The organism is Modestobacter sp. NPDC049651, from assembly GCF_040659695.1.
Lineage (GTDB): Bacteria > Actinomycetota > Actinomycetes > Mycobacteriales > Geodermatophilaceae > Modestobacter.
The window spans coordinates 43,185-66,974 of the sequence record NZ_JBFAOG010000006.1; the positions used below are offsets into that span (position 1 = coordinate 43,185).

A 23,790-nucleotide genomic window follows, 5' to 3' on the forward strand; every position below is an offset into this window, starting at 1 on the left:
GACAGAGACGCCCCTCCAGTGGATCACGCACGACCGGTCCCTGACCAGCGATCCAGGACACGCGTTCACCAGCAGGTGCGCATCGGCCGCCCGCGTGCGTCGACGACCCCGTCGCCCACGCACCGCGCACCCCCGGCAGCCACCCGGGACGCCGACCACGCGACCGCGCAGGCATCGACCGCGTCGACGACCGGCAGCCCCGCGGCGGCGGTGGCGAGGGCGTCGATCCTGAGCACCGCCACCCGGGCAGCCGCCCAGGCCGTTTGGGAGACTGCCCCCATGCGCGTCTTCCTCGGCACCGACCACGCCGGTCTGGATCTGAAGGCCCACCTGCTCCAGGTGCTCGCCGACGCGGGCCACGAGCCCGTCGACTGCGGCGCCTACGAGTACGACGCCCAGGACGACTACCCGCCGTTCTGCTTCGCCGTGGGCGAGCGGGTCGTCTCCGAGCCGGGCACTCTCGGCGTCGTCATCGGCGGCTCCGGCAACGGCGAGCAGATCGCCGCGAACAAGGTCCCGGGCGTGCGCGCCGCGCTGGTGTGGAACACCGAGACCGCCGAGCTCGCCCGCCAGCACAACGACGCCAACGTCGTCTCCGTGGGTGGCCGGCAGCACAGCATCGAGGAGGCCACCGAGCTGGTGCTGGCCTTCCTCCGGACGCCGTTCAGCGGCGAGGAGCGGCACGTGCGCCGGATCGGGATGCTCACCGACTACGAACGCGACCGGCACCGCCCGGCCGGCGGGCTGCCCACCCACACCCCGTGACGGTCGCCGGCGCCGGGACCGGGACGGGTCCCGGCGCCGGCGACCGGGCTCAGAAGTGGTCGGGGCACCAGGGTGCGGTCGGCCAGGTGAAGGCCGTGGCCGCCGCGGTGACGGCTCCGGGGCTGATCTCGGTGACCCGGCCGGCGGCCTGCAGCGCGGCCAGCGACACCCCGCCGAGGTAGGCAGCCGACAGCGCCTCGATGTCGATGACCAGGTCGGGGTCGCGGTCGGTGCGGTCGCTGTAAGCACCGGCGGGGTGGCCCCAGACGTGCCAGCGGCCGTCGTTCCAGTCGCAGAACCGGTCGCGCACCTCGAACACCAGGTCGATCCGCGCCGGGTACCGGCGGGCGGACAGCGCGGCGCCGACGTCGACCAGCCGCACCCACAGCGCGTCGACCGGGGACGCGTGCCAGGCGCGGGGGTCGGCGAGCAGGTGCTGCAGCGGCTCGTCGGCGGAGGCGTCGGGCGCCTCGATCGTGCGCACCAGGTCGTGGCCGAGCAGGAACCGCCACAGCGCGGCGTACGCCGCCGGGCTCGCCGCCCGCGCCTCGCGCACGGTCAGCGTCCCCTCCGGGTCGCCGGACGCGCTCCACGACGCCCGCACCCGGTACAGCGCGTAGCCGCTGACCGTGCCGTCGGCCTCGACGTGCAGCGCGTGCTGCAGCGGGGGGCTGCCGGCGCGGTCCTCCGGGCGGTCCATCAGCCAGCGGTCCCACCAGCCCTCGCCCCGGGCCATGCTGCCGGGCACCTCACGGCGCAGCCGGTCGTGCAGCGGCGCGGCGGCGGCCCGGAACTCCGCGGGCTCGGCCAGCCGCACGGTGCCGGTGCCGCAGTCGACGTCCGGGCGCAGCCGGAGCCGGGCGGTCTCCCCGGACCAGCCGCCGCGCCGGGTGGCCGGCGCGTAGCCGAACCGCCCGTAGATCGCGCCCTCGGCGGCCCACAGCGCGGCCACCGGCTCGCGGCCGGCGGCGCGCACCTCGTCCAGCTGGCGCCGCATGATCGAGGTGAGCACGCCGCGGCGGCGGTGGGTGGGGGAGACGGTCACCCAGGTGACGCCCGCCGTCGGCACGGTGGCGCCGCCGGGGACGGTCATGTCCAGGCTGTAGATGCCGGACGTCGCCGCGACCCGCTCGCCGTCGAGCAGGGCCAGCGACCGGTCGAGCTCGGCGACGGGCGCCGGGGTGTCCATGAACGGACCGTCGTGCGCCTCACCGAAGGTGGTGCGCATCGCGCGGACGAACCGCGGCCACTCGTCGGCGGTGATCGGACGCAGCTGGTGCTCGAGGTCGGCCACGGGCCCCTGTCTACCGGCCGGCACCGACGGGCCGCCAACGGGTTGTGCCGGCCTCCGCCGCCGACGGCCGACCGGCCCCGGGCCGTGCGGGCCGGGGCCGGTCGGCGGGGCGGTCAGTGCCGGGGCTCGGGCAGCCACCGGAGCCAGCGGGGCAGCCACCAGGTGCGCTCGCCGAGCACGCCCATCGCGGCCGGCAGCAGCACGCCGCGCACCAGCGTGGCGTCGATCAGGACGGCGACCGCCAGGCCCACGCCCAGCTGCTTGAACTCCAGCATCGACAGCGTCGCGAAGATGCTGAACACCGCCACCATCACCACCGCCGCGCTGGTGACCACCCCGGCCGACCGGGAGACGCCCGAGGCGACCGCCTGCCGCAGCGGCAGCCCGGCCTGGGCCCGCTCGCGCACCCGGGACACGACGAACACGTGGTAGTCCATCGACAGCCCGAACAGCACGACGAAGAGGAACAGCGGCAGCCAGGAGATGACCGTGCCGGTCGAGGTGAAGCCCAGCAGGCCCTCGGCCCAGGTCCACTGGAACACCAGCACCAGCACGCCGTAGGCGGCGCCGACCGACAGCAGGGTGAGCCCCGCGGCGAGCAGGGCGACCGCCAGCGAGCGGAACGCCACGGTCAGCACGACGACGGTGAGCGCCAGCACGAAGCCGATCACCACGGGCAGCCGTGCGGACATCGTGGCGCTGAAGTCCGCGTCGCCGGCGGTGCTGCCGGTGACCGCCGCGGTCACGCCGGGCAGCCCGCCCACGGTGGCCGGCACCAGGTCGGTGCGCAGGTGCGCCAGCGACCGGGCGGCGGCGTCGCTGCCCGCCTGCTCGGGGCTGGCCAGCGACACCCGGGCCACCGTGCCGGCGGGGTTGAGCTCCACCTCGGTCGGCTGCTGCCCCGGCACCCGGGAGACCAGGTCGGCCGCGGCCGCCCGCACCGCCGGGGCGTCCAGCCGGCCGCCGTCCTCGCGCCACAGCACCACCTCGTCGGTGCTGCCCTCCTGCGGGAACGCCGCGGCGGTCTGCTCGTAGGCGCGGACGACGTCGGTGCGCGGCAGCGACCCGATGCCCGGGTTGGCCGTGTGCATGCCCAGCGCCGGGACGGCGAGCCCCAGCAGCACGGCCGCGCCCAGCGCCAGGGACAGCCCCGGGCGGGCGAGCACCCGGTGGGCGACCGCCGTCCAGATGCGGCTGTCGTCCGAGCGCCCGACCAGCCGGCCCAGCAGCGGCAGCCGGGGCCGCTCGATGCCGCGGCCGAGCAGCGCCAGGGTCGCCGGCAGCACCGTCAGCGAGCCGAGCACCGAGACGGCGACGACGAGGATGGTGCCGGTCGCGAACGAGGTGAACACCGGGCTGCCGGCCAGGTACATGCCGGCCATCGCGACCGCGACGGCGAAGCCCGAGGTGAGCACCGCCCGCCCCGAGGTGGCCGCGGCCAGCTCGACCGCGCGCCGGGTGCCGGCACCGTGCCGGCGCTCCTCGCGGGCCCGGCGGACGTAGAACAGCGCGTAGTCGACGCCGACCGCCATGCCGATCAGCAGCACGACGCTGGAGGTGCTCTCGTCGACCGGCGCGAACTGCGAGGTCAGCGCCACCAGGCCGAGGGCCCCGCCGACGGCGGTGAGCCCGAGCAGCACCGGCACGCCGGCGGCCAGCAGCGCGCCGAAGGCGACCAGCAGCACCAGCAGGGTCACCGGCAGGCTGAGGAACTCGGCGCGCTGGAAGTCCCGGTCCAGCTGCGAGCCGACCTCCCGGTCGATCGAGCTCTCGCCCGACTCGACCACCCGCAGGCCGGGGTGCCGGTCCTGCACGTCCGCGACGGCGGCGAGCACCGGGCCGACGGCGGCCTCGGCCGCGTCGTCGGCGGCGGTGCCGGTGCGGTCCCCGACGTCGAGGGTGACCGGCACCAGCAGCGCCGTCCCGTCCGCCGAGGCCACCGGGTCGCCCACGGCGGCCACGCCGGTCAGGCCCCCGACGGCGGTCGCGACGTCCGCGGCCGCCTGCTGCCCGGCGGGCCCGACCGGGGCGCCGTCCCGGGTCTGCACCAGCACCTGCTCCACCCGCGGGTCCGGGAAGCCGGCGTCCGCCAGGACGGCGTCGGCGCGGCCGGACTCCCCGCTGCCCTCCTGCCCGTCGGAGAGGGTGCGGGTGCCGGTCAGCCCGCCGACCAGGACGGCGGCGACGACGGCGGCCAGCCACAGCGAGACGACCGTCCAGCGGTGCTCCGCGCACCAGCGGGCGATGGCGACCACGGCGCCGGGGCGTGGGCGGGGCGGGGCTTCGGGCAGCGGGTCGAGCACGGGAGCGGTCACGGGACGGCCTCTCAGGGAACTCCGGTGCGCCGCGGATCGGGCGCCGGATCGAGGCTCTCGGCTGCGCGCGGCCCGGTCATTGCCGCTGCCCGGCCGCCCCGGGGTCGGGCTGGCCCGACCCCGGGCCCGTCCAGAGGCTCGTCCCGAGCGTGCGAGGGATGAGGAGGACGGGGTCCGTCGTCAGCCGCGGAGGTAGGCCAGGGTGGCCAGCACCCGGCGGTGCTGGTCCTCGTCAGGGGCGAGCCCGAGCTTGGCGAAGATGTGCTGGGTGTGCTTCTCCACGGCGCCGGGGGTGACCACCAGCTGCCGGGCGATCGCGGTGTTCGAGTGGCCCTCGGCGATCAGCCCGAGCACCTCCCGCTCCCGCGGCGACAGCGACCGCACCGGGTCGTCCCGCCGGCGCCGGGCGAACAGCTGCGCCACCACCTGCGGGTCGAGCACGGTGCCGCCGCCGACCACGTCGTCCAGGGCGGAGAGGAACTGCTCGACCTGGGCGACCCGGTCCTTGAGCAGGTAGCCGACCCCGCCCGCGCCGTCGGCGAGCAGCTCGTCGGCGTAGGCGACCTCGACGTACTGGGAGAGCACCAGCACCGCGGTGTCCGGGACGGCGCGGCGGGCCTCGACGGCCGCGCGCAGGCCCTCGTCGGTGTGCGTGGGCGGCATCCGGACGTCGACGACGGCGACGTCCGGGCGGTGCTCGACCACCGCCCGGACAAGCGACGGGCCGTCGGCGACCGCGGCCACCACTTCGGCGCCGGCCTCGCCGAGCAGCCGGATCAGCCCCTCGCGGAGCAGCACGGAGTCCTCGGCGAGGACGACGCGGCGGGGGGTCACCGGCACGGCAGCTCCCCGACCAGCCGGGTGGGTCCGCCGCGCGGGCTGTCGACGGCCAGCACGCCGTCGACGGCGAACAGCCGGTCGGCCAGCCCCGCCAGGCCGTGCCCCGGGGCGAGCACCGCGCCGCCCTGGCCGTCGTCCTCCACCTCGACCCGCAGCCGGTCGCCGGCGCGGGCCACCTCGACCCGGACGACGGCCGCGTCGCTGTGCTTGGCGACGTTGGCCAGCGCCTCGCTGACCAGGAAGTAGGCGCTGTTCTCCACGGCCGAGGGCAGCCGCTCGCCGGTGGGCAGGTCGACGGCGAGCTCGACCGGCACGGGGGAGCGGGCGGCGACGGCGGCGAGCGCGGCGGCCAGGCCCCGGTCGGCGAGGACCGGCGGGGCGATGCCGCGCGACAGGGCGCGCAGCTCCTCCAGCGTCTCCCGGGTCTGGGTCGCGGCCTCCACGAGCGTCGCGCGGGCGGCGGCCGGGTCGCTGTCGACCAGCCGCTGGGCGCGGTGCAGGTCCATGCTCAGCCGCACCAGCCGCTGCTGCGGACCGTCGTGGATGTCGCGCTCCAGCCGGCGCAGCGCCACGGCCTCGGCGGCCACGGCGGCGTCCCGGCCCTCGCTCAGCCGCCCCAGCTCCAGCTGGGTCGCGGCGCGGGAGGTCAGCAGCGCCCGGCCCAGCTGGGCCTCCAGCAGGGCCATCCCGCGGACGACGAACGGCAGGGTGAGGGCGAGGACCAGCCCGGCGGCCAGGTAGAACACGACCCGGACCCCGTACCCGTCGGACAGGCCCAGCAGCTCGGGGAGGTCCTGGTCGTCCGGGCCGTCGGGCAGCGACCAGCCCCAGGCCGACCACAGGAGCCCGCCCAGCGTGCCCGCCCACCAGGTGACGACGACCGACCAGGCGACCACCGACACGACCAGGTGCAGGAGTGCGTGCAGGGCGTCGAGCCAGCTCTGCGGGTCGCGCAGCGGCACCAGGAGCCGGCGGACGACGGAGGCGCCGGGCTCCGCCCGCCGGTAGACCGGCCGCGGGACCGGGCGGTCGAGCACCGACGGCAGCCGCCGGCGCTCCAGCGCCGCGAAGCCACGGGCCAGGAGCAGGGTGCCGACCAGCGTCGGGACGCCGATCCAGATGACCGCCAGCGAGACGCCGAGCGCCAGCCCGACGACGACGAGCACGAAGGAGACCAGCGCGATCGGGAAGCCGGCCAGCACGTACGCGGTGTCCAGACCGAGGTGGCGGAGCCGGCCGCGGCGGCGCACGGCCGGCAGCGGCCCGGCGGGGACGAGGGTGTCGGTCATGCTCCCGAGCCTGCGGTCGGCGACCCCCGCCGCCCCAGCCCGCTGCCTGGCGGATCCGGTGTCGGGCTGGCCCGACCTCTGCACGTCCATGTCACCGCGGATCGTCCCGGCACGCCCGGGGCGGTGTCCAGCACCGCTCACCCGGAGGGCGCGCCCTTCCGGACTGTCGGTGACCTGCGGCACGATCGCCGCACCCCGATCGAGGAGGACGGTCCGATGACCGACGTGCTGGAGACCACCGGCCCCGCTGCCGCGGTCGACCTCGAGCCCCGGCTCGCCGAGCACCGCCGCGAGCTCACCGGCTACTGCTACCGGATGCTCGGGTCGTCGTTCGACGCCGAGGACGCGGTGCAGGACACGATGGTGCGGGCCTGGCGGTCGCTGGACAAGCTGCAGGGCCCGGGCGCGCTGCGCTCCTGGCTGTACCGGATCGCCACCAACGTGTGCCTCGACCAGCTCGACGGCCGGAAGCGGCGGGCGCTGCCGGTCGACCTGTCGGCCGAGCCGTACGCGCCGGTCGAGACGTCGCTGGCCGGTGTGCTGCCGGAGGGCGCGTGGGTGGAGCCCGCGCTGGACCGGCAGGTGCTGCCCGTCGGCGGCGACCCGGCCGACCTGGCCGTGCAGCGGGAGTCGGTGCGGCTGGCGTTCGTCGCCGCGCTCCAGTTCCTGCCGCCGCGCCAGCGGGCCGTGCTGATCCTGCGCGACGTGCTGCGCTGGAAGGCCGACGAGGTCGCCGGGCTGCTCGAGACGTCGGTCGCCGCGGTGAACAGCGCCCTCCAGCGCGCCCGGGCCACCCTCGCCGCGCACCACGCCGACCCGGAGCCGGAGGCGCCGGCGCTGGCCGCCGAGCACGCCGAGCTGCTCGAGCGCTACCTCGACGCGTTCCGCCGGTACGACGTGGCGGAGCTGGTGCAGCTGCTCCACGAGGACGCGGTGATGGACATGCCGCCCTACGCCATGTGGCTGCGCAGCGCCGCCGACATCGGCGCCTGGTTCCTCGGGCCCGGCGCCGACTGCCGGGGGTCGCACGTGGTGCCGCTGGAGGTCAACGGGAACCCGGCGTTCGCGCAGTGGCGGGCCAGCGGCCCGGGCGGGGAGTTCGAGCCGTGGGCGGTGCACGCGCTGGAGATGCGCGAGGGCCGGATCGTGCGGATGACGGCGTTCCTCGGGCCGCGGCTGTTCGACCTGTTCGGCCTGCCGCGGCACCCCACCCCGGAGCGATGAGTTCCAGGGGCGCCGGCGGTCGGAGCTGCATGACCCAGACGACGACGTCCCCGCTCACCACCAGCGCAGCGTTCACCGGCTTCTCGGTCGACGACCTGGACGCGGCCCGCACCTTCTACGAGGAGGTGCTGGGCCTGCGGACCTCGCCGGCGCCGATGGCCGGCATCGTGTGGCTGCACCTGGCCGGCGGCCGGGACGTGCTGGTCTACGCCAAGGGCGCCCAGCACACCGCGGCCACGTACACGGTGCTCAACTTCCCGGTGCCCGACGTCGACGCCGCGGTCGACGCGCTGGCCGCGCGCGGCGTGCAGTTCCTGCACTACGACCAGCCGCCCACCGACGAGAAGGGCGTGATGCGCGCCGGCGGCCCGCTCATCGCCTGGTTCACCGACCCGGCCGGCAACGTCTTCAGCGTCATCGAGGAGTGAGCCGCGGGGACGGCTTCCCCCCGCGTCCGCGCTGGGCCAGGGTGGCCCGGTGACGGAGACGGCCCGCCCCGGCACCCCGCTGCCGGCCAAGCTCGGCATCCGGCCCGGTGGCCTCGTCCTGCTCGACAGCGGACCGGGCGGGCCCGACCTGGGTCCGCTGCCCGCCGGGGCGACGCTGCACCGGCGCCGCGGTCGTGGCCCCTACGACGTGGTCGTGCTCGTCGCCCCGGACGCCGCCCGGCTGCGCGCCCGCTGGCCGCTGCTGCCCCCTGTGCTCGGGACCGCCGGTCGGCTCTGGGTGTGCTGGCCGAAGCGGAGCTCGGGCGTGGCCACCGACCTCACCGACGAGCGGGTGCGGGAGTTCGGCCTCGACGCCGGGCTGGTCGACGTCAAGGTCTGCGCGGTGGACGCGACCTGGTCGGGGCTCGCGTTCGTCCGCCGGCGGCGGGACCGCTGAGCGGCCCGGTGGAGCGGGTGACCGGGATCGAACCGGCATGGCCAGCTTGGAAGGCTGGGGCTCTGCCATTGAGCTACACCCGCGTGGTGCGCCCCGAAGCGTAGCCGGTTCCCGGCTCAGCCCGCCGCCAGCAGCCGGGCGCGCGCAGCCGCGGTCCCGCCGGTGGAGCCGGTCCCGCGACCGACCGCCTAGACTCGCTGCGCCACGGGGTGTGGCGCAGCTTGGTAGCGCACCCGCTTTGGGAGCGGGGGGCCGTGGGTTCAAATCCCGCCACCCCGACCGTCCAGTCCCGCGACCGTCGCGGGTGCCACGTGGGCTCACATCCCGCCACGCCGATCGTCCCGCCCCGTCTCTAGACTCGGGAGGAGCTGCGGCGTCGACGAGGCGCCGGGTCCACGAGTCTGTCCTGACCAAGAGGAGCGCTGCGCTGTGAAGAGCACCATCGAGAACCTGGGCCCGACCCGGGTCCGGCTCGCGATCGAGGTGCCGTGGAGCGACCTCGACCACGCCTTCGGGGTGGTCTACAAGGACCTGCAGAACCAGGTGCGCGTCCCCGGCTTCCGCCCGGGCAAGGTGCCGAACCGGGTCCTCGACCAGCGGATCGGCCGTCCGATCGTGCTCGACCAGGCCGTCCAGCACGCGATCCCGGAGATCTACTCCGAGGTCGCCCGGGAGAAGCAGCTGCGCGTCATCAGCCAGCCCGAGGTGGAGATCACCCGCCTCGAGGACGGCGAGCTGCTGGCCTTCACCGCCGAGGTCGACGTCGCGCCCGAGCTCACGCTGCCCCCGCTCGAGGACCTCACCGTGACCGTCGACGACGTCGAGGTCCCGGACGAGGAGATCGACCAGCAGGTGTCGGTCATGCGTGAGCGCTTCGCGACCCTCTCCGCGGTCGACCGCCCCGCCGCGGACGGCGACTACGTCTCCATCGACCTGCAGGCCACGCTCGACGGCGAGGTGCTGGAGGACGGCTCCACCACCGGCATGTCCTACGAGGTCGGCTCCGGTGGCCTGATGGAGGGCCTCGACGACGCCGTCCGCGGGCTGCCGGTCGACGAGTCCAAGACCTTCAGCACCCCGCTGCTGAACGGTGAGCACGCCGGCCGCGACGCCGAGGTCACCGTGACCGTCCGCTCGGTCAAGGCCAAGGAGCTGCCCGAGCTGGACGACGAGTTCGCCTCGATCGCCAGCGAGTTCGACACCCTCGACGAGCTGCGGGCCGACGTCCGCACCCGGCTCGGCCGCGTCAAGGTGCTGCAGCAGGGCGCCGAGGCCCGCGACAAGCTGGTCGACCATCTGCTCGAGGCCACCGAGATCCCGGTGCCGGAGAACGTGGTCGAGCGCGAGGTCGAGTGGCGCGGCCAGTCGATGGAGCGCGAGCTGCTCCAGGCCGGCATGGGCTGGGACGACTACTTCCAGGCGGCCGGGATCGAGGGCCGCGAGGCCTACGACGCCGAGCTCAAGGAGAACGTCCAGAAGGCGATCAAGACCCAGTTCCTGCTGGACGCCGTCGCGGACGCCCGCGAGGTCACCGTCGACAACGAGGACCTGTCCGCGCAGATCATGGCGCAGGCCCAGCGCAACCGGGTGAGCCCGGAGCAGCTGGCCCAGCAGCTGCAGCAGCAGGGCAACATCGCCGACTTCGTCGCCGACGTGCGCCGCACCAAGGCGCTGGCCCAGCTGCTCGAGCAGACCACGATCAAGGACGCCTCGGGCAACACCGTCGACCTGGAGGCCGGCCGGCCGCAGACGGTCCAGGCGGCGGACGTCGACGACGACGAGCCGGCTGACGAGACGGTGACCGACCAGGCCTGATCCGGTCCTCCAGCGCCGCCCGCACCCTCCCCGGGTGCGGGCGGCGCTGTCGTTCCCGGGGTCCTCCCGGGTCCCGCTGCGCCCACGGCGAACACCGGCCCCGACGGGGAGGAAGCGGTCGGGGGTGCGCGTTAGGGTCGTCGTGACAGGCGGTCAGCGACAGCACCGGCCACCCCGGCCGGGGAGTCCCTGACCGTCCGACGACCACCGGCCCACCCGTTCCACGACATCGACTGCCCTGCAGTCCTACGGAGGTCACCACACCCGTGAGCAGCTTCGACACCTCGGCGAGCGCGCCTGTGCTGCGCGCGGCAGCCGGGGGCATGAACCTCAACGACTCGGTCTACGAGCGCCTGCTGCGCGAGCGGATCATCTTCCTCGGCAGCCAGGTCGACGACGTGATCGCCAACCAGCTGGCCGCGCAGATGCTGCTGCTGTCGGCCGAGGACCCCAAGCGCGACATCCACCTGTACATCAACTCGCCCGGCGGCTCGGTGACCGCGGGCATGGCGATCTACGACACGATGCAGTTCATCGACTGCGACGTCGCCACCTACGGCATGGGCCTGGCCGCCTCGATGGGCCAGTTCCTGCTCACCGCCGGCGCCAAGGGCAAGCGCTACGCCCTGCCGCACGCGCGGATCATGATGCACCAGCCGTCCGCCGGTGTCGGTGGCACCGCGTCGGACATCCAGATCCAGGCCGACCTCTTCCGCCGCACCAAGCGCGAGCTCAACGAGCTGCAGGCGTTCCACACCGGGCAGCCGATCGAGCGCATCAACGAGGACTCCGACCGCGACCGCTGGTTCACCGCCGCCGAGGCGCTGGAGTACGGGTTCGTCGACCACGTCGTCACCCGCGCGGACACCATGACCGAGGTCGACAACCCGGTCACCGACGGACCGGAGAAGTGACCATGAGCAACGTCCAGATGCCTTCGAGCCGCTACATCCTGCCCTCCTTCGTGGAGCGCACGAGCTACGGCATGAAGGAGAGCAACCCCTACAACAAGCTCTTCGAGGAGCGCATCATCTTCCTCGGGGTGCAGGTCGACGACGCGTCGGCCAACGACGTGATGGCGCAGCTCATCACGCTGGAGTCCGCCGACCCGGACCGCGACATCACGATGTACATCAACTCGCCCGGCGGCTCGTTCACCGCGCTGACGGCGATCTACGACACGATGATGTTCGTCCGCCCCGACATCCAGACCGTCTGCATGGGCCAGGCCGCCTCCGCGGCCGCCGTGCTGCTGGCGGCCGGGACGCCGGGCAAGCGGCTGGCGCTGCCCTACTCCCGGGTGCTGATCCACCAGCCCTCCGGCGAGGCCGGCGGCCAGGTCACCGACCTGGAGATCCACGCCGCCGAGATCCAGCGGGTCCGCGAGCAGATGGAGCACATCCTGGCGCGGCACACCGGGCAGACCGAGGAGCAGATCCGCAAGGACATCGACCGGGACAAGATCCTCACGGCCGAGCAGGCCAAGGAGTACGGGATCGTCGACCAGGTCATCGCGAGCCGCAAGCTCAACGCGCTGCCTGCCTGATCCACGGCAGATCGGTGCGGGCCGGGGCCGCGCGTGTCGCGCTCCCGGCCCGTACCGTGCGGGTCACCCCCGTGGCCGACCGGGGCCGTGGGGGATGACCGGGGCGGGTGTGACGGGCCGGTCGAACCGGGTGCGTCACTGACCCGGAACGTCGGTCCCGCCGGGTAGGTTCGGTGAACGCCCGATTCCCCGGTCTGCGGCCACACCGGTCGGCACCGCAGGGACGACGGGACGCCCCGAGGGCGTCGGCAGGGCATCAAGTCGGCAGGGCATCAGTACGCACACAGGGGCAGCGGCACCGCCGTCCCGACTCGAGGTGGAGGTCAGCCAGGTGGCACGTATCGGTGAGAGCGGCGACCTGCTCAAGTGCTCCTTCTGCGGGAAGAGCCAGAAGCAGGTCAAGAAGCTCATCGCTGGCCCCGGGGTCTACATCTGCGACGAGTGCATCGACCTCTGCAACGAGATCATCGAGGAGGAGCTCTCCGAGTCCTCCGACCTCAAGTTCGACGAGCTGCCCAAGCCGCGCGAGATCCACGACTTCCTCGAGCAGTACGTGATCGGCCAGGACCAGGCCAAGCGCACGCTCGCCGTCGCCGTCTACAACCACTACAAGCGGGTCCAGGCCGGTGGCGACCGCAGCCGCGACGAGGGCGTGGAGCTGCAGAAGTCCAACATCCTGCTGATGGGCCCCACCGGCTGCGGCAAGACGCACCTGGCGCAGACGCTGGCCCGGATGCTCAACGTGCCGTTCGCCATCGCCGACGCCACCGCGCTCACCGAGGCCGGCTACGTCGGTGAGGACGTCGAGAACATCCTGCTCAAGCTGATCCAGGCCGCCGACTACGACGTGAAGCGCGCCGAGACCGGCATCATCTACATCGACGAGGTCGACAAGATCGCCCGCAAGAGCGAGAACCCCTCGATCACCCGCGACGTCTCCGGTGAGGGCGTGCAGCAGGCGCTGCTGAAGATCCTCGAGGGCACCACCGCCTCCGTGCCCCCGCAGGGCGGCCGCAAGCACCCGCACCAGGAGTTCATCCAGATCGACACGACGAACGTGCTGTTCATCGTGGGCGGCGCGTTCGCCGGCCTGGACAAGGTGATCGAGCAGCGGATCGGCAAGCAGGGCATCGGCTTCGGCGCGGAGCTGCGCGGCAAGCAGGAGCTCGACCAGTCCAACGCGTTCGGCGCGGTCATGCCCGAGGACCTGCTGAAGTTCGGCATGATCCCCGAGTTCATCGGCCGGCTGCCGGTCATCACCTCGGTGCAGGCGCTCGACCGCGAGGCGCTGATCCAGATCCTCACCGAGCCGAAGAACGCCCTGGTGCGCCAGTACCGGCGGCTGTTCGAGCTCGACGGGGTCGACCTGGAGTTCAGCGACGACGCACTCGAGGCGATCGCCGACCAGGCGATCCTCCGCGGCACCGGCGCCCGCGGGCTCCGGGCGATCATGGAGGAGGTGCTCCAGTCGGTGATGTACGACGTGCCCAGCCGGGACGACGTCGCCACTGTGGTGATCACCAAGGACGTCGTGCTCGAGCACGTCAACCCGACGATCGTGCCGCGCAAGCCCACCCGCGCCCCCCGCGAGAAGAGCGCCTGACGCCCTCCCGACCCGCCCCTGCGCCGGGGCGGTGACGTGCGCAGATGCCGGGTTCCCGCTGTGGGGACCCGGCCTCTGCGCACATGGTCAGCGGCCGTCCACAGATCCTCCCGCCGGCCGCCCGACCGGGGGACGAGGCCGCACGCTCGTCCGGTGACCTGGGACGTCGAAGCGGTCGTGGGGCCGCGCGGCTGGGCGACCCACGCCGAGCTGGTCCGCCACGTGCACCGCGGGACAGTGGACGCCTGGGTGGCCGCAGGCCGCCTCGTCCGCCTGGAGCCGGGGGTCTTCGCGACTCCCGCTGCCGCGGGTCGGTGGCGCACCCGGGTCGCTGCCGCGGCCCTGACCCGCGGAGCGGTGGTCAGCCACGGTTCGGCGCTCGCGCTGTGGGACCTCGTCCCGCCGCCACCGGGACCGGTGCACCTGACCGTCGAGGGAGCCCGCAGCGGGCGGGGGACGACCAGTGTCCGGCTGCACCGCGGCACCGGTCTGCTCGACGCCCTGCGCCGGGTCGAGGGCATCCCGGTCAGCTGCGTGGAGCGCGCCGTCGTCGACAGCTGGGGTCTCCCAGGAGCGGTGCCCCGGCCGGTCGTCCGGGCCGCGGCGATCGACGCCGTCCGTACGCGGCTGTGCCGGCCGCAGGAGCTGGCCTGGGAACTCGACCGCCGTCCCCGGCTGCCAGGCCGCGCGCAGCTGGCCGAGCTGGTCGCGCTGCTCGCCCAGGGCTGCCGCAGCGAACTGGAGATATGGGGGTGCCTGCACGTGCTGCAGCAGCCGGGCATGCCGGCTTTCACCCAGCAGCGGCCGCTGGTCGTCGCGGGGGAGCGGTTCTTCCTCGACGCCGCCTACGACGAGGCCCGGCTGGCCGTCGAGCTCGACGGTGCCGCCTGGCACGGGTCCCACCGGCAGCGCGAGCGCGACATCCGCCGGGATGCGCTGGTCGCCATCACCGGTTGGCAGACGCTGCGCTTCGGCTACGCCCGCATGACGACCGAGCCCGCCGCGTGCCGGCGGACGATCCTGGCGACCCACCAGGCGCGGCTGGAGCTGTTGCGTGGGCGCTGAGGCCGGGTGCCAGACATCGGAACCCGGCCTCAGCGCACGCGTCACTCGGTGGCGGGCTCGGCGAGGACGACGTCCACGGTGAGCGGACCGTCGCCGGCGACCACCGACAGCTCCGCGATCCGGCCGGCGTTCGCGAGGTCGACCCGGGTGGACTCCACCAGCGCCACCTGCGCCGCCGGGGCGGTCACCGTCGCCGTCGCCACGTCGGCGCGCATCGACTGCTTGGCCTCGGACTTGGCCTTGCGCACCGCGGTCAGCGCCTCCGCGGCGACCAGCGGCACCGCCGGGTCACCCCCGGTCGGCAGCTCGGCGGCGGCCGGCCACAGCGCCCGGTGCACCGATCCGCTCTGCCACCACGACCAGACCTCCTCGGTCACGAACGGCAGCACCGGCGCGAACAGCCGCAGCTGCACCGACAACGCCAGCGCGAGCGCCGCCTGGGCCGACCGCGCCGCGTCGTCCGAGCCGTACGCCCGGGTCTTCACCAGCTCCACGTAGTCGTCGCAGAACGACCAGAAGAACGTCTCGGCGACCTCGAGGGCCCGGGTGTAGTTGTAGGCGTCCATCGCGGCGGTCGCCTCGTCGACGACCGTCGCGAGCGCGGCGAGCAGGCCACGGTCGATCGGCTCGGTGACGTCCTCGGCGGTCAGCGCGGTCGAGGCGCCCAGGCCCAGCACGAACTTGCCGACGTTGAGCACCTTCATCGCCAGCCGCCGGCCGACCTTCATCTGCGCCTCGTCGAACGGCGAGTCGGCACCGGGCCGGGCGCCGGCCGCCCGCCACCGCACCGCGTCGGTGCCGTAGCGCTCCAGCACGTCGATCGGGGTGGTCGCGTTGCCCTTCGACTTCGACATCTTCTTGCGGTCGGGGTCGACCACGAAGCCGGAGATGGTGGCGTGCGTCCACGGCACGGTGCCGTGCTCGTAGTGGGCGCGGACGACGGTGGAGAACAGCCAGGTGCGGATGATGTCGTGCGCCTGCGGCCGCTGGTCCATCGGGAAGACGTGCGCGAACAGCTCCGGGTCGGTGTCCCAGCCCGAGGCGACCTGCGGCGACAGCGACGACGTCGCCCAGGTGTCCATGACGTCGGGGTCGGCCATGAACCCGCCCGGCCTGCCGCGCTGGGACTCCTCGAAGCCCGGCGGGACGTCGGACGACGGGTCGACCGGCAGCGATGCCTCGTCGGCGACGATCGGCTCGTCGTAGACCGGCTCGCCCTCGGTGTCCAGGCGGTACCAGACCGGGAAGGGGACGCCGAAGAAGCGCTGCCGGCTGACCAGCCAGTCGCCGTTGAGGCCCTCGACCCAGTTCTCGTAGCGGTGCCGCATGTGCTCGGGCACCCACTGGATCTCCCGGCCCCGGGCGACCAGCGCCTCCCGCAGGTCGGCGTCCCGCCCGCCGTTGCGGATGTACCACTGGCGAGTCGTGACGATCTCCAGCGGGCGCTCGCCCTTCTCGAAGAACTTCACCGGGTGGGTGATCGGCTTCGGGTCGCCGACGAGGTCGCCGGACTCGCGGAGCAGCTCGACGATCCGCTGCTGGGCGCTGAACGGGGTCTTGCCGGCGAGCTCCGCGTAGACGTCGGCGGGCACGCCGTCGGGGGCGTCGGCGACGAAGCGGCCGTCCCACCCGATGACGGCGCGGGTGGGCAGTTGCAGCTCGCGCCACCAGGTGACGTCGTTGAGGTCACCGAAGGTGCAGATCATCGCGATGCCGGAGCCCTTGTCGGGCTCGGCGAGGCGGTGCGCGACCACCGGCACCTCGACGCCGAACAGCGGCGTCCGCACGGTCCGGCCGAACAGCGGCTGGTAGCGCTCGTCGTCCGGGTGCGCGACCAGCGCGACGCACGCCGGCAGCAGCTCGGGCCGGGTGGTCTCGATGAAGACCGGGTCACCGGACGGCCCGGCGAACCCGATGCGGTGGTAGGCGCCGGGGCGCTCCCGGTCCTCGAGCTCGGCCTGGGCGACCGCGGTGCGGAAGGTGACGTCCCAGAGGGTCGGGGCCTCCTGGGCGTAGGCCTCGCCGCGGGACAGGTTGTGCAGGAACATGCGCTGCGCGGTGGCCCGCGAGGTGTCGGAGATCGTCCGGTAGACGTTCGACCAGTCGACCGACAGGCCGACCCGGCGCCACAGCTTGGCGAACTCCTCCTCGTCCTCCGCGGTCAGCCGCTCGCACAGCTCCACGAAGTTGCGCCGGGAGACGGGCAGCTGGTCCTTGCCCGGCTTGGCCGGCGGGGTGAACGACGGGTCGTAGGGGAGCGAGGGGTCGCAGCGGACGCCGTAGTAGTTCTGCACCCGGCGCTCGGTGGGCAGGCCGTTGTCGTCCCAGCCCATCGGGTAGAAGACGTGCTTGCCGCGCATCCGCTGGTAGCGGGCGATGATGTCGGTGTGCGTGTAGCTGAACACGTGCCCGACGTGCAGCGACCCGCTCGCGGTCGGCGGCGGGGTGTCGATCGCGTAGGTCTGCGCCCGCGGCGCGGACAGCGCGGCGGACCGGTCGAACTCGTAGACGCGCTGCTCGGCCCAGCGGGCGACCCAGGTCGCCTCGAGCCCGTCGAGGGTCGGCTTGTCGGGTACGCCGGCAGGGGCTCCCGGAGCGGTGCTGTCGGGGGCTGAGATGTCGGCTGCCATGACTGGCATCCTAAGAGCGATGAGCACCTCAGTTTCCCCAGGGCAGGGGGCCGGTTCCCCCGAACTGGCCCGGGTCGAGCAGGAGCTCCTGGCGCGCTGGCCGGAGAACCGGCTCGAGCCGTCCCTGACCCGCATCAACGCCCTCGTCGACCTCCTCGGCTCGCCGCACCGCGCGTTCCCCGTCGTCCACGTCACCGGCACCAACGGCAAGACGACGACGGCGCGCATGGTCGACGAGCTGCTGCGCGGGTTCGGGCTGCGCGTCGGCCGGTTCACCAGCCCGCACCTGGAGACCGTGCGCGAGCGGATCGTCATCGACGGCGAGCCGATCAGCGCGGAGCGGTTCGTCGAGACCTACGACGACATCGCCCCCTACGTGCAGATGGTCGACGGCGGCGGCGTGCCGATGTCGTTCTTCGAGGTCATGGTCGGGCTGGCCTACGCCGCGTTCGCCGAGACCCCGGTCGACGTGGCGGTGGTCGAGGTCGGCATGGGCGGCACCTGGGACGCGACCAACGTCGTCGACGCGCGGGTCGCCGTCGTCACCCCGGTGTCGCTGGACCACGCCGAGTACCTCGGGCCGGACGTCGCCAGCATCGCCACCGAGAAGTCCGGGATCATCAAGCCCGAGTCGGTCGCCGTGCTGGCCCACCAGCCGGCGGGTGCGCTCGAGGCGCTGGTGCGCCGGGCCATCGAGGTGGAGGCCACGGTCGCCCGCGAGGGCACCGAGTTCGGCGTGCTGGAGCGCCGGGTCGCCGTGGGCGGCCAGCAGGTGCGGCTGCAGGGGCTCGGCGGTGAGTACGACGAGGTCTACCTGCCGCTGTTCGGCGCCCACCAGGCGCAGAACGCCGCGGTCGCGCTGGCCGCCGTCGAGGCGTTCCTGGGAGCGGGCGCGGCCAGCGGGCCGATCGCGCAGGACGTCGTCCGCGAGGCGTTCGCCGCCGTCCGGTCGCCGGGCCGGCTGGAGCGGGTGCGCACCTCCCCGACCGTGCTGATCGACGCCGCGCACAACCCCGGCGGCATGGAGGTCACCGTCGAGGCGGTGCGGGAGTCGTTCGACTTCACCCGGGTGGTCGGCGTGGTCAGCTGCGTCCGCGGCAAGGACGTCTCCGGCATCCTCGCGGCGCTCGAGCCGCTGTGCGCCGAGCTGGTCGTCACGCAGAACAGCTCCGAGCGGGCCATGCCGGCCGACGAGCTGGGCGCGCTGGCGGTCGACGTCTTCGGCGCCGACCGGGTGAGCGTGCACCCGCGGTTCCTCGACGCGCTGGAGTCGGCGATCGAGCTGGCCGAGGCGGGTCCGGACGACGCCCTCGGCGGCTCGGGCGTGCTGGTCACCGGCAGCGTGATCACCGCCGGGGAGGCCCGCTCCCTGCTGCTGGCGAACCGGTCGTGACCGAGCTCGCGAGGTCACGCATGGGCAGAGCACCTCGGGTCACCGCCCCGACGAGCGTCAGCGAGGAGGAGCGGTGACGGCCCCGGACCCGGTCCGGGCCGGCAGGGCGCTCAACGGCGCGGCGGCCGGGATCCTGGTGCTCGAGGGCCTCTCGGTGCTGTTCGTGCCCCGCGGGCTGGCGCAGAGCGGCGGCGGGCTGGCCGGCTGGCAGACCGCCGCGGTGCTCGTGCTGGCGGTGGTGCTCATCCTGGCCAGTGGCGTCCAGCGCAAGCCGCGCGGCCTGCTCATCGGCACGGCGCTGCAGGTGCCGCTGGTGCTCACCGGGTTCCTCGGCTCGGCGATGTGGCTGGTGGCCGGGGTCTTCCTGCTCATCTGGCTGTACCTGCTCCAGGTGCGCAAGGAGCTGCTCGGCTCGCCGTTCGGCCCGCCGCCGGCGCCGCCGCCCGCCGGCTGAGCGTCACCGGCCGTCACCACCCTCACCCGGTCGAGGGGCGTCCCCGCGCCCGGCCTGCAGCCCGGCCCGCCGCGGGCCGAAGCTGGCGGTGGACCCCCGGCGACACCAGGTGCCGGGGCGCACGAGGGGAGAGCGCCGTGCAGGATCACAGCAGCTGCTGCGGGGGCGCGCACGACACGAGGTCGGCCGCTCGCCGGCCGACCGGGGAGCCGCCGATCGCCCCGGGCGGGCCGATCAGCCAGACCATCGCGGCCAACGCGGCCCGGCTGCGCTGGCGGATCCTGTCCGACGTGGTCGAGCAGCGGGCCCAGGAGCTGCACGCCCGGTCCAGCTACGACTGCTGGAACGGGCTGAGCGAGCGCGACCAGGAGCTCTGGCGGCACATGGCCCGCCTGGACATCGGCGGGTAGCGCTCAGGCGGCCGAGGCGTCCCCGAGCTCGGTGCGCAGCCGGTCGGCGTCGGTGCCCAGCTGCCGCAGGACCCGGTCGACCACGGGGTCGGCGACGGCCAGGACCCCGGCGAGCACCGCCGCGCCATCGATCGCCCGCTCGCGGCGGGGGCCGCCCTTCTGCAGGACGGCGCGCAGCGACTCCTGCAGGGCACGCTTGGCGCCGTCGGTGAAGGGGAGGTGCCCGGCGGTGCCCTCGGCGCCCCGCTCGAGCGCGCCCGGGCCGAACGCCGCCTCGGCGGCCGCCCGCACCTGGTCGAGGTCGATGCCCACCGCCGCGAGCGCGTCCGGGTCCAGCGCGCCACCGGACCGGCCGAGCGCCGCCCGGAGGTCGGGGTGGGTCACCCCGGTCGCGCGGAGCACCTCGCCGGCCCGGCCCGGGTCGCGGGTGAGGGCGAGGAGCAGGTGCACCGGCTCGATCCGCCCGGCCCGCAGCGCGCGGGCCTCCTCCTGGGCGGCGACGACGGCCTGCCGGGCCTCGTGGGTGAAGCGTTCGAACACGTCAGTCGTCCTTCCTGCTGCGGGCGTGCTTCTTGTGGACGGCCTGCCGGGTCACGCCGAGGGCCTCGGCGATCTGCTGCCACGACCAGCCGCGGGCGCGGGCGTTGCCGACCTGGAGCACCTCGAGCCGGTCGGCGAGCTCGCGCAGGGCGCGGACGGCGCGCAGCCCGGTGTCCGGGTCGTCGGCCGCGGCGGCGGTGGTGACGTCGGTAGGGGAGGCCATGGCTGTCAACTTAGGTTGACGCCGACGTCCTGTCAACCTGGGTTGACGCCCGGGGTGCCGTACGCTCCCGACCCGTGTCTGCACCCACTGCCGAGCGCACGCTCGTCCTGGTCAAGCCCGACGGCGTCGCCCGCGGCCTGGTCGGTCAGGTCCTCACCCGCCTCGAGGCGAAGGGCCTGCGCCTGGTCGCCGCCGAGCTGCGCACGCTGACCGCCGAGGTCGCCGAGACCCACTACGCCGAGCACCGCGAGCGGCCGTTCTTCGGCTCGCTCGTCGAGTTCATCACCAGCGGGCCGCTGATGGCCCTGGTCGTCGAAGGCCCGCGCGCCATCGAGGCGTTCCGCGCCCTGGCCGGCGCCACCGACCCGGTCAAGGCGGCCCCGGGCACCATCCGCGGCGACTTCGCCCTCGAGGTCCAGAACAACATCGTGCACGGCTCCGACTCGCCCGAGTCGGCCGCGCGCGAGATCGGGATCTTCTTCCCCCAGCTCGGCTGAACCGCGGCGGGGCCTCGGACGACGGGGCCCCGCCGTCTACCCTGGGACCTGCCATGACTGGACAGTCCCTGTACCCCCGCCTCGAGCCGCTGCTGGCCCAGGTCGGCAAGCCCATCCAGTACGTCGGCGGTGAGCTGAACGCCCAGGTGAAGCCCTGGGAGGACGTCGCCGTGCACTGGGCGCTCATGTACCCCGACGCGTACGAGGTCGGGCTGCCCAACCAGGGCCTCATGATCCTCTACGAGGTGCTCAACGAGCGCCCCGATGCGCTCGCCGAGCGCACCTACGCCGTCTGGCCCGACCTGGCCGCGCTCATGCGCGAGCACGGCGTCGGCCAGTTCACCGTCGACGCGCACCGCCCGGTGGCCGACTTCGACCTGCTCGGCGTCAGCTTCGCCACCGAGCTCGGCTACACCAACCTGCTCGAGGCGCTCGACCTGGCCGGGGTCCCGCTGCACGCGGTCGACCGCGACGAGTCGCACCCGGTCGTCGTCGCCGGCGGGCACGCCGCCTTCAACCCCGAGCCGGTCAGCGACTTCGTCGACTGCGCCGTCCTCGGCGACGGCGAGCAGGTCGTCGGCGACATCACCGACGTCGTGGCCGCCTGGAAGGAGCAGGGCCGCCCCGGCGGGCGGGTCGAGCTGCTGGCCCGGCTGGCCCGGGTCGAGGGCGTCTACGTGCCCCGCTTCTACGCGGTCACCTACGCCGGCGACGGCACGATCGCCGGCGTCCTGCGCACCCGGGACGACGTCCCGGCGCGGATCGGCAAGCGCACCGTCATGGACCTCGACGAGTGGCCGTACCCGAAGCAGCCGCTGGTCCCGCTGGCCGAGAGCGTGCACGAGCGGATGAGCGTGGAGATCTTCCGCGGCTGCACCCGCGGCTGCCGGTTCTGCCAGGCCGGGATGATCACCCGCCCGGTGCGCGAGCGGACCATCACCGGGATCGGCTCGATGGTCGACGCCGGCCTCAAGGCCACCGGCTACGAGGAGGTCGGCCTGCTCTCGCTGAGCTCCGCCGACCACTCCGAGATCGGGCAGATCGCCAAGGAGCTCGCCGACCGGTACGAGGGCACCAACACCGGCCTGTCGCTGCCGAGCACCCGGGTCGACGCGTTCAACGTGACGCTGGCCAACGAGCTGTCGCGCAACGGCCGCCGGTCCGGGCTCACCTTCGCCCCCGAGGGCGGCAGCGAGCGGATCCGCCGGGTGATCAACAAGACCGTGTCCAAGGAGGACCTGGTCCGCACCGTCACCACCGCCTACGCCAACGGCTGGCGCCAGGTGAAGCTCTACTTCATGTGCGGTCTGCCCACCGAGACCGACGAGGACGTGCTGGAGATCGCGGAGCTCGCGGTCGAGGTCATCCGGGCCGGCCGCGAGGCCAGCGGCTCCAAGGACATCCGCTGCACGGTCTCCATCGGTGGCTTCGTGCCCAAGCCGCACACCCCGTTCCAGTGGGCCGGGCAGGCCAGCGCCGAGACCATCGACCACCGGCTCAGGGTGCTGCGCGAGGCGATCAACGCCGACCGCCGCATCGGCCGGTCGATCGGGCTGCGGTACCACGACGGCAAGCCCGGCGTGATCGAGGGGCTGCTGTCCCGCGGCGACCGCCGCGTGGGCCGGGTCATCGAGCGCGTCTGGCGCGACGGCGGCCACTTCGACGGCTGGAGCGAGCACTTCTCCTACGACCGGTGGGTCACCGCCGCGACCCAGGAGCTGGCGCCCTTCGGCGTGGACCTGGACTGGTACACCACCCGCGAGCGCACCGAGCACGAGGTGCTGCCCTGGGACCACCTGGACTCCGGGTTGGACAAGGAGTGGCTCTGGGAGGACTGGCAGGACGCGATCTCGGAGGACGAGGTCGGCGACTGCCGCTGGACCGGCTGCTACGACTGCGGCGTGTGCCCGACGATGGGCACCGAGATCCAGATCGGGCCCACGGGCCGAAGCCTGCTGCCGCTGAGCGTGGTGGGCCGCTGATGGCCCGCATGCCGGAGGGGCCGCCCCCGCCGCCCACGGTGCAGAAGCTGCGGCTGCGCTACACCAAGCGGGGCCCGCTCCGGTTCGCCTCGCACCGCGACCTCGCCCGCGCCCTGGAGCGGGCGCTGCGGCGCGCCCAGGTGCCGATGGCGTTCTCCGCCGGCTTCAGCCCGCACCCGAAGATCAGCTACATGGGCGCGGCGCCCACGGGTGCCGCCTCGGAGGCCGAGTACTTCGAGATCGGCCTCGCCGAGCGCCGCGACCCCGAGCAGGTGCGCGCGGCGCTGGACGCCTCGCTGCCCCCGGGCATCGACGTGCTCGAGTGCGTCGAGGCGGGGGAGGGGACCGGCTCGCTGGCCGACCGGCTGGACGCCACCCGCTGGCGGATCGACCTCCCCGGCATCGAGCCGGCCGAGCTGTCCGCGGCCGTCGACCGGCTGCTGGCCGCCGACCAGGTGCTGGTCACCAAGCGGACCAAGAACGGCACCAAGGACGTCGACGCCCGCGCCGCCGTCGTCTCCGCTGCGGTGTCCGGCGGAACAGGTTGTGCCATACTCGAGGTGGTCGTACGTCAGCTCACGCCGACCGTGCGACCGGACGACGTGGTGGCCGCCTTGGCTGCCGTCGCCGACCTGCGCCCGCCGTCGCCCGCCAGGGCCGTGCGAGAGGCGCAGGGCCGGCTCGACGGCACCGGTGCGGTCGCTGATCCGCTCGGTCCCGACCGCGTGGTGCGCTCCTGCTGCCAGGAGGAGAGCGCGCCGGTCTGACCGGCCAGAGCCGGGAGACCGCCGGACGCCGTCACGCGACACGTCTGCCAGCCGTGGCGCGACCCCGCTGATCTCCGCACCACCGCAAGACCCGCTGTCCAGCTGCACCACCGGGCCCCAGCCGCACCGGCCGGGGCGCGATCAGACTTCGCGGGCCGGGCCGACCCGCCGCACCCCGTGCGGCCGCCCGACCCGCCCAACCCGCGCTCCTGCGCGGCCGCCAGTCGGAGACGATCGGCGCCCGGGAGCGCAC

General features: G+C 74.2%; 23 protein-coding genes and 2 tRNA genes. 16 read left to right on the forward strand and 9 right to left on the reverse strand.

Translation table 11 applies throughout. The features are described 5' to 3' along the window. Nucleotides 1-65 precede the first annotated feature (65 nt). Complete coding sequence (locus AB0J00_RS10615) at nucleotides 66-242, reverse strand: hypothetical protein (protein WP_357743854.1); 177 nt, start codon at nucleotides 240-242, stop codon at nucleotides 66-68. Nucleotides 243-279: 37 nt separating this feature from the next. Between AB0J00_RS10615 and AB0J00_RS10620 the strand changes: the two genes are divergently transcribed. Further along, the gene (locus tag AB0J00_RS10620; protein WP_357743856.1) at nucleotides 280-765 is read left to right on the forward strand and encodes a ribose-5-phosphate isomerase; all 486 of its coding nucleotides are present in this window, start codon (nucleotides 280-282) and stop codon (nucleotides 763-765) included. Nucleotides 766-814: 49 nt separating this feature from the next. Here the strand turns inward: AB0J00_RS10620 and AB0J00_RS10625 are convergent, their stop codons facing one another. The 4 genes from AB0J00_RS10625 to AB0J00_RS10640 form a co-directional block, all read right to left on the reverse strand. Continuing rightward, nucleotides 815-2,059 carry a GNAT family N-acetyltransferase gene (locus AB0J00_RS10625; protein ID WP_357743858.1) on the reverse strand — a complete coding sequence of 415 codons (1,245 nt, stop codon included), beginning with the start codon at nucleotides 2,057-2,059 and terminating at the stop codon, nucleotides 815-817. A 113-nt stretch (nucleotides 2,060-2,172) separates the two neighbouring features. Beyond that, nucleotides 2,173-4,374, reverse strand: coding sequence for an MMPL family transporter (locus AB0J00_RS10630; protein WP_357743860.1), 2,202 nt, complete (start codon nucleotides 4,372-4,374; stop codon nucleotides 2,173-2,175). 180 nt (nucleotides 4,375-4,554) lie between these two features. Continuing rightward, entirely contained in the window at nucleotides 4,555-5,214 is a 660-nt protein-coding gene (locus AB0J00_RS10635) for a response regulator transcription factor (RefSeq protein WP_357743862.1), read from the reverse strand. After that, complete coding sequence (locus AB0J00_RS10640; protein WP_357743864.1) at nucleotides 5,205-6,503, reverse strand: sensor domain-containing protein; 1,299 nt, start codon at nucleotides 6,501-6,503, stop codon at nucleotides 5,205-5,207. The genes AB0J00_RS10635 and AB0J00_RS10640 overlap by 10 nt, the downstream gene beginning before the upstream one ends. Before the next feature lie 216 nt (nucleotides 6,504-6,719). Between AB0J00_RS10640 and AB0J00_RS10645 the strand changes: the two genes are divergently transcribed. Genes AB0J00_RS10645 through AB0J00_RS10655 form a run of 3 tightly spaced genes read left to right on the forward strand, consistent with a single transcriptional unit; the run spans nucleotide 6,720 to nucleotide 8,612 of the window. Continuing rightward, entirely contained in the window at nucleotides 6,720-7,727 is a 1,008-nt protein-coding gene (locus AB0J00_RS10645; RefSeq protein WP_357743866.1) for a sigma-70 family RNA polymerase sigma factor, read from the forward strand. Nucleotides 7,728-7,756: 29 nt separating this feature from the next. Continuing rightward, the gene (locus AB0J00_RS10650) at nucleotides 7,757-8,155 is read left to right on the forward strand and encodes a VOC family protein (RefSeq protein ID WP_357743868.1); all 399 of its coding nucleotides are present in this window, start codon (nucleotides 7,757-7,759) and stop codon (nucleotides 8,153-8,155) included. A 49-nt stretch (nucleotides 8,156-8,204) separates the two neighbouring features. Further along, nucleotides 8,205-8,612 carry a hypothetical protein gene (locus AB0J00_RS10655; RefSeq protein WP_357743870.1) on the forward strand — a complete coding sequence of 136 codons (408 nt, stop codon included), beginning with the start codon at nucleotides 8,205-8,207 and terminating at the stop codon, nucleotides 8,610-8,612. A gap of 9 nt (nucleotides 8,613-8,621) precedes the next feature. On the opposite strand, the gene AB0J00_RS10660 is transcribed toward AB0J00_RS10655, so the two are convergent. Continuing rightward, nucleotides 8,622-8,695, reverse strand: a tRNA-Gly gene (locus tag AB0J00_RS10660). 122 nt (nucleotides 8,696-8,817) lie between these two features. On the opposite strand from AB0J00_RS10660, the gene AB0J00_RS10665 reads away from it, so the two are divergent. The 6 genes from AB0J00_RS10665 to AB0J00_RS10690 all read left to right on the forward strand — a co-directional run bounded on the left by AB0J00_RS10665 (nucleotide 8,818) and on the right by AB0J00_RS10690 (nucleotide 14,641). After that, a tRNA-Pro gene (locus AB0J00_RS10665) sits at nucleotides 8,818-8,891 on the forward strand. Nucleotides 8,892-9,041: 150 nt separating this feature from the next. Then, complete coding sequence (gene tig / locus AB0J00_RS10670; protein ID WP_357743872.1) at nucleotides 9,042-10,427, forward strand: trigger factor; 1,386 nt, start codon at nucleotides 9,042-9,044, stop codon at nucleotides 10,425-10,427. Between the two features lie 323 nt (nucleotides 10,428-10,750). Then, nucleotides 10,751-11,341, forward strand: coding sequence for an ATP-dependent Clp protease proteolytic subunit (locus tag AB0J00_RS10675; protein WP_357744301.1), 591 nt, complete (start codon nucleotides 10,751-10,753; stop codon nucleotides 11,339-11,341). A gap of 2 nt (nucleotides 11,342-11,343) precedes the next feature. Next, a complete protein-coding gene (locus tag AB0J00_RS10680) occupies nucleotides 11,344-11,973 on the forward strand; it encodes an ATP-dependent Clp protease proteolytic subunit (RefSeq protein WP_357743874.1) in 630 nt (209 codons plus the stop codon). A 331-nt stretch (nucleotides 11,974-12,304) separates the two neighbouring features. Beyond that, nucleotides 12,305-13,576 carry an ATP-dependent Clp protease ATP-binding subunit ClpX gene (clpX, locus tag AB0J00_RS10685; RefSeq protein WP_357743876.1) on the forward strand — a complete coding sequence of 424 codons (1,272 nt, stop codon included), beginning with the start codon at nucleotides 12,305-12,307 and terminating at the stop codon, nucleotides 13,574-13,576. Between the two features lie 153 nt (nucleotides 13,577-13,729). Then, complete coding sequence (locus AB0J00_RS10690) at nucleotides 13,730-14,641, forward strand: DUF559 domain-containing protein (RefSeq protein ID WP_357743877.1); 912 nt, start codon at nucleotides 13,730-13,732, stop codon at nucleotides 14,639-14,641. A gap of 41 nt (nucleotides 14,642-14,682) precedes the next feature. Here the strand turns inward: AB0J00_RS10690 and valS are convergent, their stop codons facing one another. After that, entirely contained in the window at nucleotides 14,683-17,271 is a 2,589-nt protein-coding gene (gene valS / locus AB0J00_RS10695) for a valine--tRNA ligase (RefSeq protein WP_357743879.1), read from the reverse strand. Between the two features lie 19 nt (nucleotides 17,272-17,290). Here valS and AB0J00_RS10700 point away from each other — a divergent pair, with 19 nt between their 5' ends. The 3 genes from AB0J00_RS10700 to AB0J00_RS10710 all read left to right on the forward strand — a co-directional run bounded on the left by AB0J00_RS10700 (nucleotide 17,291) and on the right by AB0J00_RS10710 (nucleotide 19,528). Continuing rightward, nucleotides 17,291-18,664 carry a folylpolyglutamate synthase/dihydrofolate synthase family protein gene (locus tag AB0J00_RS10700; protein WP_357743881.1) on the forward strand — a complete coding sequence of 458 codons (1,374 nt, stop codon included), beginning with the start codon at nucleotides 17,291-17,293 and terminating at the stop codon, nucleotides 18,662-18,664. Between the two features lie 73 nt (nucleotides 18,665-18,737). Beyond that, nucleotides 18,738-19,118, forward strand: coding sequence for a DUF4233 domain-containing protein (locus AB0J00_RS10705; RefSeq protein WP_357743883.1), 381 nt, complete (start codon nucleotides 18,738-18,740; stop codon nucleotides 19,116-19,118). Between the two features lie 137 nt (nucleotides 19,119-19,255). Beyond that, nucleotides 19,256-19,528: a hypothetical protein gene (locus tag AB0J00_RS10710; protein ID WP_357743885.1), complete on the forward strand. Its 273-nt coding sequence runs from the start codon at nucleotides 19,256-19,258 to the stop codon at nucleotides 19,526-19,528. 3 nt (nucleotides 19,529-19,531) lie between these two features. Here the strand turns inward: AB0J00_RS10710 and AB0J00_RS10715 are convergent, their stop codons facing one another. Then, nucleotides 19,532-20,068, reverse strand: coding sequence for a Clp protease N-terminal domain-containing protein (locus AB0J00_RS10715; RefSeq protein ID WP_357743887.1), 537 nt, complete (start codon nucleotides 20,066-20,068; stop codon nucleotides 19,532-19,534). Between the two features lies 1 nt (nucleotide 20,069). Continuing rightward, nucleotides 20,070-20,291 (reverse strand): helix-turn-helix domain-containing protein, encoded by a 222-nt coding sequence (locus AB0J00_RS10720; RefSeq protein WP_357743888.1) that lies wholly within the window; start codon nucleotides 20,289-20,291, stop codon nucleotides 20,070-20,072. A gap of 74 nt (nucleotides 20,292-20,365) precedes the next feature. Between AB0J00_RS10720 and ndk the strand changes: the two genes are divergently transcribed. Genes ndk through AB0J00_RS10735 form a run of 3 tightly spaced genes read left to right on the forward strand, consistent with a single transcriptional unit; the run spans nucleotide 20,366 to nucleotide 23,537 of the window. Beyond that, nucleotides 20,366-20,788 (forward strand): nucleoside-diphosphate kinase, encoded by a 423-nt coding sequence (gene ndk / locus AB0J00_RS10725; RefSeq protein WP_357743890.1) that lies wholly within the window; start codon nucleotides 20,366-20,368, stop codon nucleotides 20,786-20,788. Between the two features lie 53 nt (nucleotides 20,789-20,841). Continuing rightward, a complete protein-coding gene (locus tag AB0J00_RS10730) occupies nucleotides 20,842-22,770 on the forward strand; it encodes a TIGR03960 family B12-binding radical SAM protein (RefSeq protein WP_357743892.1) in 1,929 nt (642 codons plus the stop codon). Then, on the forward strand, nucleotides 22,770-23,537 hold the full coding sequence (locus AB0J00_RS10735; RefSeq protein WP_357743894.1) for a TIGR03936 family radical SAM-associated protein: 768 nt from the start codon (nucleotides 22,770-22,772) through the stop codon (nucleotides 23,535-23,537). Before AB0J00_RS10730 ends, AB0J00_RS10735 begins: the two co-directional genes overlap by 1 nt. Nucleotides 23,538-23,790: the final 253 nt, after the last annotated feature.